The sequence below is a fragment of the Fibrobacter sp. genome, from assembly GCA_012523595.1.
Lineage (GTDB): Bacteria > Fibrobacterota > Chitinivibrionia > Chitinivibrionales > Chitinispirillaceae > JAAYIG01.
Window position 1 is genome coordinate 1 of sequence record JAAYIG010000100.1, and the last position, 17,067, is coordinate 17,067.

12 protein-coding genes and 1 tRNA gene are annotated in these 17,067 nt (G+C 45.6%); 11 read left to right on the forward strand and 2 right to left on the reverse strand.

Annotated features, from left to right (window positions below; all coding sequences use genetic code 11):
* Positions 1-2,689: hypothetical protein (locus GX089_06350; GenBank protein NLP02096.1), on the reverse strand; the 2,689-nt coding region annotated here is incomplete at its 3' end.
* Between the two features lie 181 nt (positions 2,690-2,870).
* Here GX089_06350 and GX089_06355 point away from each other — a divergent pair.
* The 4 genes from GX089_06355 (at position 2,871) to GX089_06370 (ending at position 6,124) form a co-directional block, all read left to right on the forward strand.
* Positions 2,871-4,151 carry a DUF512 domain-containing protein gene (locus GX089_06355; protein NLP02097.1) on the forward strand — a complete coding sequence of 427 codons (1,281 nt, stop codon included), beginning with the start codon at positions 2,871-2,873 and terminating at the stop codon, positions 4,149-4,151.
* A 6-nt stretch (positions 4,152-4,157) separates the two neighbouring features.
* Positions 4,158-4,922 carry an rRNA pseudouridine synthase gene (locus GX089_06360; protein ID NLP02098.1) on the forward strand — a complete coding sequence of 255 codons (765 nt, stop codon included), beginning with the start codon at positions 4,158-4,160 and terminating at the stop codon, positions 4,920-4,922.
* Entirely contained in the window at positions 4,922-5,578 is a 657-nt protein-coding gene (locus GX089_06365; GenBank protein NLP02099.1) for an HAD family hydrolase, read from the forward strand. The genes GX089_06360 and GX089_06365 overlap by 1 nt, the downstream gene beginning before the upstream one ends.
* Positions 5,579-5,671: 93 nt before the next feature.
* Positions 5,672-6,124, forward strand: a complete 453-nt coding sequence (locus GX089_06370) for a DNA-binding protein (GenBank protein ID NLP02100.1) — start codon at positions 5,672-5,674, stop codon at positions 6,122-6,124.
* Positions 6,125-6,194: 70 nt separating this feature from the next.
* Here GX089_06370 and argA read toward each other — a convergent pair whose 3' ends face one another.
* Entirely contained in the window at positions 6,195-7,556 is a 1,362-nt protein-coding gene (gene argA, locus GX089_06375; GenBank protein NLP02101.1) for an amino-acid N-acetyltransferase, read from the reverse strand.
* A gap of 236 nt (positions 7,557-7,792) precedes the next feature.
* On the opposite strand from argA, the gene GX089_06380 reads away from it, so the two are divergent.
* The 7 genes from GX089_06380 (at position 7,793) to GX089_06410 (ending at position 16,599) form a co-directional block, all read left to right on the forward strand.
* Entirely contained in the window at positions 7,793-9,244 is a 1,452-nt protein-coding gene (locus GX089_06380) for an extracellular solute-binding protein (GenBank protein ID NLP02102.1), read from the forward strand.
* Positions 9,245-9,275: 31 nt separating this feature from the next.
* Positions 9,276-10,748 carry a tetratricopeptide repeat protein gene (locus tag GX089_06385; protein ID NLP02103.1) on the forward strand — a complete coding sequence of 491 codons (1,473 nt, stop codon included), beginning with the start codon at positions 9,276-9,278 and terminating at the stop codon, positions 10,746-10,748.
* 41 nt (positions 10,749-10,789) lie between these two features.
* Positions 10,790-11,977 (forward strand): hypothetical protein, encoded by a 1,188-nt coding sequence (locus GX089_06390; protein ID NLP02104.1) that lies wholly within the window; start codon positions 10,790-10,792, stop codon positions 11,975-11,977.
* Positions 11,962-12,705, forward strand: coding sequence for a helix-turn-helix domain-containing protein (locus tag GX089_06395; GenBank protein ID NLP02105.1), 744 nt, complete (start codon positions 11,962-11,964; stop codon positions 12,703-12,705). Before GX089_06390 ends, GX089_06395 begins: the two co-directional genes overlap by 16 nt.
* Complete coding sequence (locus tag GX089_06400) at positions 12,702-14,084, forward strand: transglutaminase family protein (GenBank protein NLP02106.1); 1,383 nt, start codon at positions 12,702-12,704, stop codon at positions 14,082-14,084. The genes GX089_06395 and GX089_06400 overlap by 4 nt, the downstream gene beginning before the upstream one ends.
* A 416-nt stretch (positions 14,085-14,500) precedes the next feature.
* A complete protein-coding gene (locus GX089_06405; protein NLP02107.1) occupies positions 14,501-16,303 on the forward strand; it encodes a hypothetical protein in 1,803 nt (600 codons plus the stop codon).
* Between the two features lie 222 nt (positions 16,304-16,525).
* Positions 16,526-16,599 (forward strand) — tRNA-Pro (locus GX089_06410).
* Positions 16,600-17,067 lie beyond the last annotated feature (468 nt).

Genomic DNA, 17,067 nt, shown 5'->3' on the forward strand with positions numbered 1-17,067 from the left:
CCTGCAGGCTGAAATTGACTTCTGTGCCGTCTGCAACCGGATTCCCGTTTACATCGGTGACAATTGCCGCGCATGGCAGAATAAATGTCCCGTCATTGGGGTTTATACCTTTAAGGATATTTGTTCTGATGGTTATGTATTTCGGCGGACCTGCAAAAGTGAATTTAACCGTGTCCGATTTGATAGTTGAAAAATTGCCGGCTGTGATCCAGACCTGGCGATAGAAGCTGGGTGTTTTGCCGGAAACCAGATAAGTAAATGCCGAACCGTCATCGGTGGTGATTGCCACCGGCGGATCGAGATATTCACCACCGCTGGGGCCATTTACAATATTAAATGCGATCCGGGCATCTTTGACTCTGTTGCCCAGGGAATCATAAGCCACAGCGATAATTTTTGCACGGCTTCCGTTTATGTTGATCACTTCCGGTGTACCCGAAAGAGTGATTTTCCTGACAGCATTTGCCTTGAAATAAAGCGGGAAAGATTTTGTTGTGATTTCACTGGATGTACGTGCTAGGACGTAAATTACAGCGGTGCTGGCGAAATGAGGATTGCGCAGGTAGAAACTCATTTTACCGCTGCTGTTTGTGGTAAATGTCCTGGCAAAGAGGGTATCGAGTTTACCAATGGTGACGCTGACCTGAACCTCGGCTCCCGGGATCGGGGTGACTCCATCGCCCTTAAGGTAAGTAACGTTTATAAGTGTGGAATCGGAACTGTCAGCTATGCATGCCTGACCTGCTGCAGTATCGATAAGGATGATATTGGAGGAATAATTCACTACTACGTATCCGTTTGCACCAGCGGCAGAAATACGTATTGTGTCCATGCCTGAGCCGGTACCATAGACTTTGCAGGTTGCCTCTCCGCGGTTATTGGTAACAGAGTCTGCCGATGCGATTATTGTTTTATCAAGCTGTTTGGAAAAATTGACCGGTTCACCAGCTATAGGATTTTTGGCTGCATCCAGAAGTGAAATGGAGATACGCGAGGTGTCTTTCCCGTTGCTGCCTATGCTTGGAGGTTCGGCATTGGCTGTGAGTTCGACACCTGTGAATTCCACCTGTGCGGTTTGCTGTTTTGAGGGATCGCTGCTCAGCACAGCAGTGATGGTAGCGATCTGGTTTCTCCTGTCGCTTGTCAAATAAGCAACAGCTTTACCGTCACTGTCAGTTGTTGCTTTTCCTGTAATCATCCCTGCTGTTGTGGAAAAAGTGATTACATCTCCGACAATCGGGTTACCGGATTTATTCTTGATGTAGACAGTAACGGGTGCTTTACTTGACCCGTCAGCGGCAATGAATTCCGGAGCCCGCATTGTCATCACTCTGGTGGTGATAAACTGGATAGAAGTATCCGCCGATGCGTATCCTTCTGATTTGTCAAATCCAACCACTTCCAGGCGCATTGTTCCCTCATAAGGGAGGGCCTTGATTGTAAATGAGCATTTGCCTGAACTGTTTGAATTTCCGGAGAAACTGTCAGTCGTGTCATCACCGGCTTCTGTTTTGTAATAACGGGTCAGCACGATGCTTTTACCGGAAAGCGGATTTCCGTTGCCATTTACAAAAGTAGAGGTAAGGACAGCAGAATCCGACTCCCTGGTCTGGAGAATGGTCTTGTTCAGTGAAAGGCGCATCACGAGACTTGTAACATTTATCTGTACAGATGATTCTGTGCCTGATGAGAAGATTGAGACCTGATCATATCCGTTGGACAATGCCTTTACTCTCGCTACTGCACGTCCCTCATAATTGGTTACGGAATCGCTGCTTAAGATTTTCAGATTGGATTTGGACCCGTTTTTCAGAGTAAAGTAAACCGGTGCCCTGGCAACGGGAATTCCTGATGCGTTCAGTACCTGAGCGGTTAAAACCGATGTGTCTCCGACAGCGATGTTTGTCTGATCAGACAGGATGGAGATTGTAACACCTCTGAAAGCAACTTCCGCCTCATCGCTCATCGATTTGTCTGAAACCAGAAATGCTGTTATAAACGCGGTGTCATTTATGTTTGAACTGATCAGTTTTGCTTTGGCTGTTCCATCGCTGTTTGTAACACTCTGCCCCGAATTTGAACATCCGCCCTCACCGACGATAATACCTGATGTAGACACAAACTGGACGCATTCATCGCTTACAGGATTGTGGTTTTCATTGAGCACTCTTACTGTTATAAAGGTATAATCCTGCCCGTCTGCTTTGATAATTGTCTTTTCAGGAACTACCTCTATGAGTTTCTGGATTTTCACCGGGGTGTTTGTAACCTCAAATCGTACAGTCTGGCGTGCGGTCGAACATTTTATCGAGATTTCAACTCTTCCGGGATTTTTATCCGTGAACCGCAGGGTAACCCGTCCGTTGTTATCAGAGATCAGAGAATCGTCAAGCAGGGTTCCTTTATTGGCTGAGGCTGTTACGGTCAATCCGGCCAGGGGCAGAAATGAATCGATAATACTTGTATCACCAAGGATCTGAACCCTGATGGCAAGTGTGTCGCCTAATCTGACATAAGCGCTTTCGGGGCTGGCGAAAATTGACGGTGTGATTTGATCTACAGATGGGTTCAGTTTTGGTCCGGTTGGTCCTGAGATGGCCGGATCACCGTTGTCATCACGGATTGTACAAAAGAATCCAAGCAGGAGTATCAGGCCGACCGTCCAGAGATTACGTATTGCGGTTCTCACAGAAACAACCCCCTTTTTCTTCATAATCTGAAATGTCCACTAAGGAGTGGAGACTTTTGGAAAGAATATACTTCAATTATAAGAATATTAATTTGGAAAAATCAATGACTAAAACTATAATAGATTCGTAAAATCCGGTAGGGTAATATCCCTCCGGAGAGAAAGGAAGATAGGGTAAGCGGTGGTTCGTGGAGCTAAAATAAGGGAAATCCATGCTGGATCTCCTTTTTATAATTCCGGTTTGAGGAGGGGGGATCTGGTTCTGGAGATAAATGGATCAGAAATATCTGATGAACTGGATTTCCGTTTTTTCGCAGCGGATTCTTTTCTGAATGTTGTACTCATGCGCGGGGGAAGAAAGCTGCGGTTTCAGGTTGAGCGGAAAGAGGGTGATTTCCTGGGCCTGGATTTTTATGAGAACCCCATAAACAGATGCTGTAACCGCTGTATTTTCTGTTTTATTGATCAGATGCCGCCCGGGTTGCGCAAGGGTCTGTACATTAAAGATGAAGATTTCAAGCATTCTTTTCTGAATGGCAATTATGTGACTCTCAGCGGGGCGAAGAAAAAGGATCTGGAGAAGCTGGCGTATCTTGGGATATCACCTCTTTACATCTCTGTACATGCGACAGATACGGAGGTCCGGAACAGATTACTGGGCAACCGCAGGGCTGCACCGATTCTCGATCAACTGGGATTTCTAAAAGAGATGGGGATTTCATTTCACACCCAGATTGTGGTTTGCAGAGGGTATAATGATGGATCTGTGTTGAATAAGACTGTAGAGGATCTTCTGGCACTGGGTCATTCTCTCCTTTCTATAGCAGTTGTTCCGGTGGGGCTTACAAAGTTTAGAAAGTTTCCTTTGACCGGGTTTGATTCTCCTTCTGCTGCATCGATCTGCAGGGAAATACAGTTGCTGAGCGACAGGCATGCAGAAATTGACGGTACGAGAAAGCTGTTTCTGGCTGATGAGTTTTTTATAAAGGGCGGGATGAGGATTCCCGGACGGAATTATTATGGTGACTATCCTCAGATAGAAAATGGAGTAGGACTGGTTCGGCAACTGCTCGAGGAGTGGAAGAAGGTGAAGAAAGCAGTTTCATCCAGGAGATCTTCAGGTAAAAACCGTCTTGTGCTCACATCTGTTTCAGCCTTCCCCTTTCTGGAAAAGATTATACGGGAAGCCGGGGAGAGGCAGAGCAGGAGTATCAGGCTTGTTCCGGTGGTAAATCATTACATGGGTGAGACTGTGACAGTCGCCGGTTTGTTATGTGCTAAGGATATTATAAGAGCCGTAAAGGAGGCTGACCCTGAGCGGAGAGCAGGAACTGTGGTGCTTCCGGAGGTGATGTTCAATTATGCCGGTTATACACTGGATGGATTTTCTTCCTCCCGGATTTCACGTATGCTGATGCGGGAGGTAAGGGTGGCCAATGGGCTCATGGATATTTTCAGGTGAGAAGAAATGGGAAGTGAATCAGAGAGTGAAATTCGTCTGAATCGATACCTGGCGCAGTGCGGGCTTGGATCAAGGCGAAAAGCGGATGAGATGATCGCATCCGGAAATGTTTTTATCAACGGTCAGAGGGTGACTGCTTTAGGTGCCCGTGTCCGGCCTGGTGTAGATAAAGTGGAATACCACGGCAAGGAGGTGAAGCCGCTTCGGAAACTGGAGTATTTTGCTTTTCACAAGCCCAGGGGGCTTATGGTGACTAAAAATGATCCTGAAGGCAGGCCTACTATTTACGATGCTCTGAGAAGAAAGGGACTGGACGCTGATCATCTTAACTATGCCGGGAGGCTGGATTTCAATTCAGAGGGTCTGCTTCTTCTTACCAATGACGGGGATCTTATTCACGCTCTGACTCATCCCAGATTCGGAATAAAGAAGGTTTATCTGGTGAAGGTGAACCGCAGATTGACAGATGAAGAGATTGTCCGGATGAAGGAGGGGATTGAATCTGAAGGACAGGTACTTCATGCCGCGGATGTGCGTCAGGTGGAACCGGAAACTGATGGGAGCCAGTGCTGGTATCAGATCGATCTTTTTGAGGGGAAAAACCGCCAGGTACGCAGGATGTTTGAGGGAATCGGGCTTCTGGTGAGCAGGCTGAGAAGAGTGCAGTTTGGCACATTGCGGCTTCATGATCTGCCCAGCGGAGAGCTTCGCCCATTGACACAACAGGAAGTTGCCGGTCTGAAAAATCTCGGATACAAGGAAAAAAAATGATGAAATTTAAAGCTGCGATTTTTGACCTTGATGGAACACTTCTTAATACGCTGCAGGATATTGCGGATTCGATGAATGAGGTGCTGAAAAACAATGGTTTTCCACAGCATGAGGCGGAGGCATACAAGCTTTTTGTGGGAGAGGGGATGAGAACCCTTGTTCGCAAGGTTCTTCCTGAGAAAGAGCGAGTCGATACAGTGATCGAGAAATGTCTCTCTGAAATGAGGAGAACTTATGGTTCCGGGTGGGCAGAGAAAACCCGTCCTTATGATGGGATTGAGAGCATGCTGAAGTGGCTTAAGGAGAACGGATTGAGGCTCTCTGTGTTATCCAACAAACCTCATGAATTCACCCTTAAATCGATTCGTCATTTTTTTGAAGAATCGATTTTTGAAATAGTGTTGGGAGCAGGAAAGTTCCCTGACAAACCCGACCCGGCATCTGCCATCTACATTTCAGAGCAGATGGGGATACCTCCATCTCAGTTTATCTACCTTGGAGATTCGGGTATTGACATGGCGACTGCGACAGGGGCAGGGATGTTTGCTGTGGGAGTACTGTGGGGGTTCCGGGGCAGAGAGGAACTTACTCTCAGTGGTGCTAATTTACTGGTAAGTAGCCCCGGGGAATTGATTGAATTCCTGGAAAATTCATGAAAGAGATCTTTTCTGTTGCCTTTTATCTTTCCTGGTACATTTAATATATTGAAATCAGGACACAGTGCTCACCAATTTTCAGGAGGATGCCGAGTGAAGCAGTTATTACAGATCTCAGCAGTTTTGATTGCCCTTTTTATGCCTGCACAGAGTCAGGCTCAGATGTCTATCAAATTCAGGGGCAGTGACGGTTGGGGATTGGGCAGCCGGTATGAGCAGATGTACAACAATTATTCGCTTCAGTCATATTATGGCACCATTTCCAAGATAGACACGGTGATACCATCAAACGATATGTCTTACGGGATCTGTTTCTCTCTTAAAACCAGCAATGAGGAGTTTGTGGTTCATCTTGGTCCTGCCTGGTTTGTGCTTCATCAGGATATGAACCTTTCTATCGGAAACAAAGTAGAGGTGAGAGGGGCGAAGGTTTCGATAAACAGTAAACCAACAATTATGGCTGCTGAAGTGAGATACAAGGACAGGGTGCTTATTCTCAGAGATCAGGACGGGTATCCCTACTGGTGTGCCTGGAGAAAGCAGTAGTGTAGTAAAGTTTTGTATCTGAATTATCTGCGCTTTCTGCACAGATAATTCAGACTTCACGGCTGTTTATTTATTCAACTTCGAAGACTCTTCGGGTTTTGTACCTGCTTAGCTTATATCTTAACACAAGAGAGTTACGGCTGCTGTTATAGTGAGTGCGTTTTTCAGCGGGAAGATCGGCAACTGATGCTTTCTGGAAACCCAGTTGCGAGAACCAGTCCGATGTCTGAGTGGTAAGAATAAAAACCGATTTAAGGCGAGCCTTTATCGCTTTTTCTATAAGATATTCTACTATTTTTTTGCCAATACCCAGATTAGTGTACATTTCATCGACTACTATTCCTGCAATCTCTCCCTGGCGGTCAGGAAAGGTATGCAGGGCTCCGCATGCGTGTATAGTGCCGTCTACATCGTAAACAACATAATCATCAACTTTGTCCTGGAGGTCAGAGACACTGCGTTTGACCAGGATTTTCTCCTCTATTGCAGGCTGCATCAGCGAGAGCACACCAGGGATATCCGCAATTGTCATTTGGCGGATATGGTCGTGCTGGTTGGCGTAGATCATGGTGCCAAAGCCCCTGCTGGAGAAAATCTCCTTCAATATCATTCCCTCAGCATGGCCGTTAATTATATGTACACGTTTAACCCCGCTTTCGCAGGCCCTGTGCGCAAGTCTTATCAGTTCCAGTTTCTCTTTGTCTTCTGAGCCTGAGTTCAATTCAAGAAAGGCAGTGGCTTGTTTCAGTGTTAGCTGAGAGATTACGTTGTCGCTTGATACATAAACTCCCTCAGGTATATTGAACCCGTCTGCGGATATTCCACCTTTGTCGGTTACAAAGAACAGCTTTGCCGCGTTCAACTGGATGCTGATTGTGAAGGCGAGATCGTTTGAGGAGAGGTTATACGGTTTGCCGTTGAGACTCCATCCAATATTGGGAAATATGGGAATAAGGTTATCATCGAGGACATTTTTGATGACGTCAATCTGGAGCCTCTCGACTATTCCGGAACTCTGAAAATCAATTCCTTCTCTTACTCCGATGCCCCGGGCCCTCACCCAGTTCCCGATTACCGCCTGTGCGCCGTTTTCTGCCAGCATGGTCATAATTTTATTGGATACATCGAAAGCGGCCATCTTGATTAAAGGGATTGCTTCCGGAGGTGAGATACGGATTCCGTTTGCTGACTGGCATTCGATTTTGTAGGTTTTAAGTATATCATCGATACGTGTCCTGGCGCCCGGGACCAGAATGATCCTTATTCCCATTTTGTGAAGAAGGACAAGGTCCTTGATAAAAACCGGGAAAAAGGGATTGGAAATGAGGACATCGTCGATTTTAATTACAAAGATCTCGTTTTTAAACTGGTCAATGTACCCGAATGCCTGGCGGATGATTTCGACTTGTTCTTTGAGTCTTGATTTGTTCATTTGAGAATTCGCTCCGGAATTTTGCCAAGAGATAAAAATACTATCTGCCTCCGGCTGGTGAAGTATTAGTAGCAGAGGTGGATAAATTGTCTGAAAAAGCCGGAAAATGAAACTACTGTAAAAAATTCTGCCATTTGCTATAATTATATGGATAAAGAAAAATGAGTACCGAACAGGCTTGCCCGATACTGAGGGTGTCAAGTAGAAACCGGCCCGGTCCGGATCAAGGAAAAGACATGAAAAAAAGAATGTTTCTGATTTTTCCCGCTTTTCTTCTGGCAGGATGTGCTCCCGGAATAGAATTGAGTGTTCTTGTCAGTATGATGGAGGATCAGGAGAACTATTTCAGGAATGAAGTTGTAGCTCCTTTTAAGGAGAAAGAGAAAACCGGACTGACGGCTGTTCATTACAGGAATCCTGACAGCCTTGAATATGAGATGAATAAAGAAACCGGGAAAGTTGCGCTTGTAAAAGTTCCGTTCGATAAGAGCAGATCTTTGATGGAAAAAGGGATTTTCAAACCGCTTGATTCTTTCCTGAGCAAGGAAGAACTTAAGAAGTTTGAGGATGATTACCTGCTGACCTCACTTGGAACCTTTGATGGAAAGATCTGCCTCATACCGAGGAAATTCGAAACGCGTGTGGTAGTTTACAGCAGAAGTAAAGTTGCGGATGCTGTGGGGGCGTGGAGAAAGTACAAGGAAAATATCGATCAGGAGCTAAAAAAGTATAACGGTTTCGGACTTCCGGCAACTTATATCCTTGAGGAGGATGTCAATGAGTGGGATTATTTTGACGTTTTTGTTGCCGGTTGGATCTGGGCTCATACTATCTATGACGGAAAGGTGATGCCGAGGGTGGCACACAGGGGACAGCGCAGCTCCGGAACATCACTTCGCCTCATCGACAGAGTCTTCCAGTTAAAGGGGGATTCCACAGATATTCTCACAATGAGTGGCAACAGTGTTGTGGATGCTTTCATGTGGGAAGCTGTATATGCCGCTTCCGGGGTTTACAATCCCAGGATGTGGGAGAAGCGGTGGAGCAATGAGGATATATGGCAGGGGTTTGCGGACGGGGAAGTGTTTTATTCTTTCATGACCCAGCTTGATTGCTTTTTTCTACATGGTACGGGAAGGGACAATCTTAACGGGTATTTTAAGAACCCTGATGACATGGGGGTTGCAACGATGCCTCAGGGGTGTTCCATCGAACTTGACTCCAGGGGAATGCCTCTGCGGGAAGGGAGCAGATCGATCACAACCGGCGGATGGTGGTGGGGTATTCCTCATGACACGCCTGATCCCAGACTATCCTTTAAAATCGCGACTCATGTGACAAGCACTCCTGTCCAGATCCAGGAGTGCAACCGTTTTGGCATGATTCCGGTTCGTAAGGATATTCTAAGTGACATGACCATGTTATTTGGCGGGGGCTGGATTACAGATGTCTATATTGTTTCCTTCAGGCAGTTGATGAACAATGGGCATACGGTTATCCCCGGTAACCCCTGTTTTGAGCAGATAGCTGCGATTTATCTGGATTGCTGGGATGATCTGGTTATAAACAAAAACTGGTCTTCAGACAAGCAGATACCACAGAGGGGGTATTTGGAAGAGATGATCCGGAATGTATATATACCAAAGGCGCAGAGAATTCTTCGGGTGAATACCTGCAAATCTGAATAGTTTTATTTAACGGTTTACATCAGACTTCATTATGGGAAAGACCGACCCTGTACTTGTCAAACTTCGTACTGCTTTTGACTCTGATCGCGGTAATGTCAGGAAGGCTCTGGATCTGGCTCGTTACTACATTGATCATGGTCATCTAAGGCAGGCCTCAGAGCTTTTCAGGGAAGTACTGAAAGAGAACCCACAGGATTTTAATCTGCTGCTTGAATATGGAAATCTCTGTTTTAAGAAGACAGAACTGGAAGATGCGGCAGGTACTTTCAGGACACTTACAGAGCTTTCTCCTGAGCGTATCGAGGGGTGGAATAACCTGGCGATAGTGCTCATCAGGCAGGGGAAAACCGAAGAGGCCAGACAGTGTGTTAAAAAGGTATTGAGGATCGATTCGGAGCACTCCGGGGCGCTTATCAATCAGGGTAATTTCTATTTCGATGAGGGAGAGTTTCAGAAGGCAGCAGATTGTTTCAGGAGTGTAGTTGAGAAGCATCCGGATTTTTCTGATGCCTGGTTTAACCTTGGTAATACTCTCAATGCCCTTGAAGATTATGCAGGTGCAAAGGGTGCGTTTGAGAAGGCGCTCAGGTATAATCCCGGTTTTACATCAGCAATGAAAAACCTGGGGTTTACGCATGAAAAACTGGGTGAAACAGAAAAAGCTGAACAGTGTTATATCAAGGCAGCCGGGATTAACAGGCTTGATTCCGGTATTCATGTGAATCTGGGGTCGCTTTACATCAGGCAGGGCAGGTATGAAGAGGCAAAGAGACATTTTTTAAAGGCTGTGCGCCTGGCTCCCAACAACATTATGGGGTGGACAGGTATCAGGCAGCTTGCTCTTCTCAGGGGTGATTTAAGCACTTTCACCAGATCCACACTGGCGGTTTTACCCCGTTTAAGTGATGAGGTTCTGGCTTGCAGTATCGAAATTCTCTATGAATTGAACCAGATTTCAAGGGCTGAAGCGCTCCTTTTTCAGGCTGATCGTATGGGTAAGGATGGAGATCTTCTGGATGTGCAGAGGCTGCTTATCTACAGGCGTAAGGGAATAAACCAGGGCAGGGTAGTGGCAATTTACAAACGGCTCTCGGGTATGTCTGATCCTCAGGATCAGGTCTTGAAGGGGCTGGCTCGGTTTTCTCTTGAGAATGGTTCATTCAATTCTGCAATCAGATTTGTGGAAAGGATGAGAAAGCCCGATGATGCATCCCGGGGGATACTCTGGCGTGCGATGCTGGGAAACAGGGAGATCGGGAAGGCAAAAGAGTCCGTGGAAAACTATATTAAAGAAAACCCGGATTATTTCGACAGCTATTTTATCCTTGCCAGAATCGAGGCAGAGAGCGGTAACAGGGCCGATGCAGAGAGAAATCTTATACGGGCTCTTGAAAACGGTTATACTGATCTGGAAGAGATAAACAGCAATCCGGACCTCAAGGAGATCTTTGATTCACTTGCACATCTTAAGGAAGTCTATCAGGATTGCCTTGACAAAACTTAATCTTTGAATTATTTAGTTATAAAGCCCGGAGGTCAGGAAAAATGCGCAGAGTAGATCGTTTACCGGAAACAATATTTGGAGTTGAGAACAGCACTGTAGATTCAAACCGTTTCTATTCGATACTTCTGGATGCCAAAGACAGGAGTGTTTCCATGAGCATGTGTGAAATTACCGAGAAGCTTCTGGAGGGAGAAAAGGAGAACGCCAAAATTGCTCTGGAGCAGCTTTGGAATCTCCGTAAAAACATCTTGACAGGTTCAAACAGCAACCTTGACCATTTAATCAGTTTCTACCAGGAGAAAATCGATATACTGAGAGACAAAGAGGAGAATCTGAAAAGAATCAGCAAGGATTCAAAAAAACTTCTGGAGGAAAAACGGAAGAGAGATGAAGAGATCGCAGAGATAAAACAGCAGATTTCTGAGAGCACAAAGCAGCTCAATGAGCTCACAAGCAAATTAGAATCTCTTAAGAGTAAAGAGCAGGAGCTTGCAGGTCAGGAGCAGAAGCTGAAAGAAGAGATCGACAGAAATGAGAATGCAATTATAAATGGGCTCTACGAGATTGTTTTCTCACATAAGGAGGAAAAGAAAACATCCGAAGAGAAGCTTCCTGTTGAAGCTGCGGAAAAGAAGGATGATGAACCTGAAGAGGAAACTGAGGCGCACATCGAAGTTAAAGATTCTCTGCCGCCTCCCATGGAGCAGAAACCGGCTCTGGAGATAATTGAGGAGAGTAAAAGTGATGCCGCCGAGCCCGCTATTCCTGAGACAAAAGAACAACCTGTCGTAGAGATAGAGATATCGCCTTTCCCTAAATCGGTTGTGAAGACCACAAGCGGGAAGATCATAGGTGAATATTATTATGACGGAAAAGTCTACAAAAATGAACGTCATTATATCTTCAACAGTAAATTTTTCTGTGATCAGCTTTTTCTCAAACACAAAATTCTTAAAAACTGTTTCGAGCAGGTGACCTACTCTGAGATCCTTCAGATGATACAGGATGCCTATAAGAGGATAACAGAAAACAACCGTCTCCACTTTGAAGTCTCCACAAACGAGATTCTCAATGAAAAAACTCTCAAACAGCTCTGGCAGGACATGAGGCTGAAATCTCTGGATGAAGCAGAGTGGTTTATTACAAAGCTGCGTGCGAAAATCGATGCGCTGGGATCTAATTACAACGCCATGCTTCAGGAACAGATGAAACGGTGCACAGTAAGTTGATTGTCAGGTCTGCAGTTGTTCTGCTTTTTTTTGTTTTCTTTCTGCATGGTGTTTCCGGGCAGGTGGAGAATCGGGAGAAAAACAGTTCTTCCGATACTGTCCTCAATTTGTCTGCTGATGTAGACAGTTCCGACAGCCTGGCAGGGGGGAGATCCTTTCCGGATAAGCTGAAAGGACTGGCAAAGGGTTTTTCCGGTGTCGTCGCTTTTGTAAAAAAGATAATTCCGGGAACCGGGATTATAACATGGATAAAAGTCAGGACTGGTAAGATTCTCTTTCTGTGTATCTCCCTTGTTGTCATTTTCTACACAATCAACTTTTATCGTCAGAAAACTGAAAAAACCCGGTTTTTGACAACCACAAGACTCTCAATTATGGATAAAGAGGTCCAGAGGGCATGCAGGAATATTGAGACCAATTTTGCTGATCCTGAGTTTTCTGTTAAAAAACTTTGTGAGGAGCTTGTAACCGGAGAGGCGTTTCTGGAGGCACTGTTTCAGAAGGAACTTGGGATGAGTGTGGGTGAGTTTATCGGGCAGGTAAGGATAAACCACGCCAGAATCCTGTTGAACAAGACTCCTTCCTTGACTCCAGAGGAACTTGCTTTCCGATGCGGGTTCCCGGATGCAGAGGCGTTTTCCAGATCGTTCCGCTCGATTGCAGGTATAGGGTTTTCTGAGTATGTAAAATCTCCGGGTATATCCCAGGCTGAACAGGATCAGAGATGAAAAAGACGGTAATGTTCCTTTTGGCTTTTTTCCTGGCTGCCGGGTTTCCTCTTGCGAAGCAGGACTCATTTACTGTTTCCGACACAATGGATCTGCTGCTTGAGGGGCTGTCGGCCGGAGATCTGCGCAGTTATCTGAGTGTGAGGAGTGATTCTGTTGAGTTCAGATCAGAGCTTATTACCCGTCATGTGAACCAGAGTGGTGAGGCTGTGCAGGCGAACCGCATTTCTGAGAGAAGGCGTTTTGGTCCTGATGGCTCTCTGGTGGAGGCTTTTCAGGAAGTTTCCAGCCCTGCGGGGAAAAACTTCTGGACGCTTCGCAGGAATTCCAGCGGTGAGTGGGAGTTGACTGTGAATGCCGGAGGGACCGGGAGTAAACGCATTGTCAAGAGTGTGAATGAAAACTGCAATTCAACCATCCAGATCTACAGAGGCATTTTCGGTTCATCTATCAAACCCGGTGATACCTGGGTTGATACTGCTTTTGAACTTATTTCAGGGCAGCACATCCATACCAGAACCACCTGTCGTCAGGTACCTTCAGAGAAAAACGGGTTCAGGTTTGTATTTGATACAAGAAGCAGCCTTTATGACAGAGATGAGGTCTGGGAGGTTGATAAGAGCGGGCATACTCTACTGCGTGAGGTTTATCCTTTTGTGGCAAAGAGAAAGGGTGAATCCGGCAAAGAGTACAGGACAGCGGACCTGTTTGAGGCGCTTTGTATAAAGAAGGAAAAGTTAGAGACATCTGAGAGGGTTGTTCTGGTCATCGATCCGGACATACTTCACTCATCCGTAAAGCCATTCTACACCGCAAACGGAGATCGTTTTACACTTCTGGATCTGCCCCGGAAATGTACCGGGAAGGAGGTTGCTGTTTCCGATTCACTGAAGAAGTATACTGTGCCGACCCCCACTATGCAGGTTACACATGAGAAGATTGTCAGTCATGCAAATTCACTCAGGGGAGATGCGGCAAACAGTTGTGAACTGGTCGGCAGGTATAACCGCTATGTATTTGAAAAACTGGACAAAAAAAATACAGCCACTTTTTCCAGTGCACTTGAGACACTCAATGCAGGATTTGGTGATTGTGGCGAACACGCTGTGCTTCTGGCGGCTCTGTTGAGGGCATCGGGAATACCTGCCAGGGTAGTTCTGGGGATGGTGTATGTTGAGCGAAAAAGCGGGTATTACTATCATGCCTGGGTGATGGCATTTACAGGGGAGTGGGTCTTTGCTGATCCGGCTTTCGGTATTTTTCCGGCTGCTACAGAGAGAATACCTCTTATTATCGATGATACGGGAGAGAGTTCCGTAGATATAGTAAAGCTTATCGGCAGGTTGAAAATTGAGCACGTAAAGGGAAAACAGGGATAAATACTTATTGGGACAGGAGAATCATAAAGCCTTATTTTGCTGCGATGTTTCCCTTGAGATTTCTGACTTCAAAACCTTAACTTACCATCTGTTTTCAGTTCCCGCTTAAGGCCCCAATAATAGAGATCAACGGAATGTAACTTGAGGCGGTTTTTAAATTCCATATGGGCAGTATGTACTGTGTAACTGCATTATGCCGCTGTTCAGTTTGCAATTAATTTATAAAGAGAAAGACAAGATATCACTATCTCATTTCCGGTGTACACAAAATGTAAACGGAAATTTCATCACCTGAGCACTAAAACCATTCTGCAGCACCCGATTAGCTTTATATTGGATATTGAAATAACCCGCCTCCCTTTGACAACACCCTGGGAGCGGAGAAATTGAATCCTTACAAAGACGGGGGAAAGGATATGAATCACCATATTTTTTTCTGCTTTATTGCTCTAATCGGATTTGTTATCAATGCGCAAAATGTCGATATTAATCTCCGGGGTAGAGTTACTTCCGGAGGAAATGCGGTTGCCGATGCAATAGTTACCCTTATGGGTCAGAATTTAAAGGATACTACCGATAATAACGGTAACTATTCGATTAAAAAAACTACTGTAGCAGTTCTTCGGTCCATAGTGCCTCAGGCTGAGAAGATTACTTTCAACAAAGGTGTTCTGGAGCTGAGCCTTTCGAAATCCTCACCTTTGAAGACAGAAGTTTTTGATGTAAAGGGAAAACTCTTAAAGAGGGAAGTGCGGCAGAATGCTCCGGCAGGTATCTACCGCATGAATATCGCTGAGCTTTCCAGTGTATCAAATGTTCTGATTATCAGGGCTTCAATTGGTGAAAGAACAATGACCTGCCGTTATCTTCCTTTGCAAAACGGCAATTATCTCTTGAAAACCTCTGATGAAAACATCGTATCGCCGTCAAGTGGCAAACTGGCAAAACTGGCGGCTGTGGTCGATTCGATCAAAGTAGAAAAGGCCGGTTTTAAAACAAAAGTAGTGGCAGTCGAGTTATATGATGCTACTGTCAATATCTCTCTGGAACCGTCAGGCAGTGTCTCAGATTTTGTTGAGGATGAGGGGTATGACTGCACAGTAGGTACTCCAAACGGCTCAAATGGAGGTTCTTCTACTGCTTTGCCTGATCCCTTTACCATGTGGAATGGTTCACAGGTTAAAACCATGGCAGACTGGCGCTGCCGCCGCCGCGAACTGGTTGTGGAAATTGAGAAACGGATTTTGGGTGAAAAGGCTCCTCCGCCCGCGAAAATTGGCGGCAGTGTGACTGGCAGTATTACAAATACCAGTTATACGGTCAATGTAACTACCCCTAAGGGAAATACATCTTTCAGCGGCACAGTAAGTCTGCCGAAAACAGGTTCAGCTCCTTACCCGGCGGTAATTGTTGTGGGTGGATTCAACAGCCTGAATTCAGATGTGCTTTCAAGTGAGGGAGTGGCTACAATCAGCTACGATGCCTACTCTATCGCATCAGAGGCTTCCAACAACTATTCAACCGGAAAGTATTACGATGCGAACCCTGATTATAAGGGAAAAACCGGTGCGCTTGTCGCATGGGCATGGGGTGTCAGCCGTATCATCGATATGCTCGAGAAAAATCCTAATGTGATAGATCCCAAGAAAATAGCCATTCATGGATGTTCCCGTTTTGGGAAAGCCGCTTTTGTGATCGGCGCCTTTGACCAGCGTATCGCTCTGGGTCTTCCTCTGGAGCCAGGTACCGGTGGTCCGGCACCGCTTCGTGCTTTGCCGACACTGGGAGGCCAGTCACTGTCAGGTTGCAATGGAGAAGCCAGTTGGTTTGGTCCCACATCGAAAAGCTATTCATCAAATATGGCTGTTGATATGAGTGATGTAGCTGCTATGTATGCACCTCGAGGCTTGCTGTTAATGGACAACCCGCATATCGACCATTTGTCATACAAGGCTAACTACCTTGGTTGTGCGGCTGCTTATGAGGTATATAAAGCAATGGGCAGGCAGGATGCATTGTGGTATCTGGGGAGCAGCGGAAATGGCAGTCACTGTAGCACACGTGCCGAATATGGATCAGCGCTGAGAGCAATGATCCAGAAATTTCTTAAAGGAAATAACAGTGCAACAACAGGTGGCCTCAATACCCATTCCAAGCATGGTAATGTCAATGTTGCGGGATGGACCAGTTCCTGGAAAAAAGGAAACATTTCCCAATAATTATTAAGAGCTGATCAGTCTGAAAGCCCCCGGAAGATTCCGGGGGCTTTTTTCGTTATAGCATTATCCGCTTTGGAAATATGCGTGGACAAAGATCGGGTGTGTAGCCGGAGGCAGTTTCAGGAAAAAAATCCGAAGACTTGCTCATGGTCTGCTTAAAAGGTATTTTTAACGGTTTGACAGACATTTACTATCCCGGTCTGTCAGATCCCTCGAAAATTTCGGAGTGTAGCGCAGCCTGGTAGCGCACTTGGTTCGGGACCAAGGTGTCGGAGGTTCAAATCCTCTCACTCCGATTTGCGGTGTAAGGCTGTAAGTGCTTAAAAATAAAGGGCTTACAGCTATTTTTTTTATTGTATGGCTTGTAAATTGGCTTGTAAATTGGCTTGTAAATTGGCTTGTAAATTGGCTTGTAAATTGGCTTGTAAGGTCCGGAGTGACAGAACACAACAAAAATGCCGATTTCAAGCACAAACGTCCCGCAAAATCTCCGCATGATTATCATTGTTAAAATCTCCGTTTGCAGATAGCATTTTATATTGCACTCGAAGAGTGAGGTAAGCAAATGAACGGGAGGCCCTGAAAACAAAAGGTGCAATTGTGTATCGCACCATAAAAGTCCTCGAAAAACTGTTCATTATTTTCCTTTTTCTACACCTTCAGGGTTAAAAGTTGAGAGATCCCAGTAATGAAGCATCCCTTCGTTGAAAATAACAAGTCCCTCCGGAGTGGTCATCCATGTAACCATGTCAAAACTGCCATCA

Bases quoted from the DNA above. Each gene is read 5' to 3' on its own strand.
- GX089_06360 (NLP02098.1), top strand. From the start codon at position 4,158: ATGGGAAGTGAATCAGAGAGTGAAATTCGTCTGAATCGATACCTGGCG.
- GX089_06365 (NLP02099.1), top strand. From the start codon at position 4,922: ATGAAATTTAAAGCTGCGATTTTTGACCTTGATGGAACACTTCTTAAT.
- argA (NLP02101.1), bottom strand. From the start codon at position 7,556: ATGAACAAATCAAGACTCAAAGAACAAGTCGAAATCATCCGCCAGGCA.
- GX089_06380 (NLP02102.1), top strand. From the start codon at position 7,793: ATGAAAAAAAGAATGTTTCTGATTTTTCCCGCTTTTCTTCTGGCAGGA.
- GX089_06385 (NLP02103.1), top strand. From the start codon at position 9,276: ATGGGAAAGACCGACCCTGTACTTGTCAAACTTCGTACTGCTTTTGAC.
- GX089_06390 (NLP02104.1), top strand. From the start codon at position 10,790: ATGCGCAGAGTAGATCGTTTACCGGAAACAATATTTGGAGTTGAGAAC.
- GX089_06400 (NLP02106.1), top strand. From the start codon at position 12,702: ATGAAAAAGACGGTAATGTTCCTTTTGGCTTTTTTCCTGGCTGCCGGG.
- GX089_06405 (NLP02107.1), top strand. From the start codon at position 14,501: ATGAATCACCATATTTTTTTCTGCTTTATTGCTCTAATCGGATTTGTT.